The 1,351-nt window shown below is 47.4% G+C and carries 1 protein-coding gene; it reads left to right on the top strand.

Annotation, left to right across the window (positions count from 1 at the left end):
• Positions 1-80: 80 nt before the first annotated feature.
• Positions 81-1,351, top strand: a 1,271-nt coding sequence (locus M3O96_RS21855; protein ID WP_249725425.1) for an IS1380 family transposase, incomplete at its 3' end; no start/stop codon positions are given.

Here is a 1,351-nt window from a genome sequence, read left to right as displayed (position 1 = left end):
CAATCATTTGAAATTCTGTGTTTTGTACTGAGTTTTTTTGGATTTTTTTTCACATTTTTCTGTAAGAATTTCTTACTTATATGAAACCCGTAAAAATTGAGTTTACAGATAAAGAAGTCACTCCTTGGGCAGGTATGACCTTGTTGGGTCAGATGCTCCGCTCGGTTGATTTTGCCAAGGTATTGAATGACCTTCCTGTTCCCCTTCAGGGATCGAACCGCGGCTATCCTCCTGACCAGCTTATGCTACAGTTTCTGGTCAGCGTCTGGTCGGGGGCCAATTGTTTTGAGCAACTCGAAGTCACCCGCAGTGATGAGGTCATCAGAGAGCTGTTCGGCTGGGAGCGTATGGCGGGGCACAGGGCTTTCAAGCGTTACTTTGAGAAGTTTGACCAGGCTACCAACCAGCGGGTATTCGAATCATTTTACCGCTGGTTTTTTGGCCGGCTCCAATTTGACAACTATACCCTGGACTTTGATTCGACTGTACTGACCCGCTATGGTAGCCAACAGGGAGCCAGCAAGGGCTATAATCCCCAAAAACCGGGAAGGAATTCCCACCATCCCATCTTGGCCTTTGTTCCTGAATGCCGGATGGTGGCCAACTGCTGGCTCAGACCGGGCAACAGCTACACGACCAACAACTTTGTCGGGTTTCTCGAGGACACTATTTCCAAACTTTCAGGCAAAAAAGTGGGATTGATACGTGCTGACAGCGGGTTTTACAGTAAAGAACTTTTTGGCTATCTGGAAAATGGCCGTCCGGACCCACTGAGTTATATTATTGCCGCCAAGTTTTATCCTCCCATCAAAACCAAACTTGCCACCCAGACCACATGGATGAAACTCGGGGAAGGCATCGAGATCGCCGATACCGAGTACCAAAGCCCGGACTGGGAAAAACCCAGAAGAATGGTCATGGTCAGGCAACATATCGATAAAAGACCAAAGGCCGCAGGCAAACAGCTCCGTCTTTTTGAGGACTCCGGAATATATGAAAATTACCGCTACAGCTGTTTCATCACCAACCTCTCACTGTCTGCAAGGATGGTCTATGACCTTTACCGAAACAGGGCCGATGCCGAAAACAGGATCAAGGAGATCAAATATGACTTTGCTTTTGACAGCTTCAACTGCAAAAACTTCTGGGCCACAGAGGCCACACTGAACTTCGTAATCATCGCTTACAACATCATGAGTCTGTTCCGACAGGCTGTGTTGGGAACCAAGGTGCAGCACTTCATGAAAACGCTTCGCTACAAAGTCTTTGCAATCGGAGGATATATGGTCAAAAACGGAAACAGCAGAATCCTCAAACTATCCCTGCAGATGAAACGCAGGGAATGGTTTAC

The sequence above is a fragment of the Aquiflexum sp. TKW24L genome (assembly GCF_023502205.1).
In the GTDB taxonomy this organism is placed as follows: Bacteria; Bacteroidota; Bacteroidia; order Cytophagales; family Cyclobacteriaceae; genus Cognataquiflexum.
This window is presented reverse-complemented; position numbering and strand designations above follow the sequence as displayed.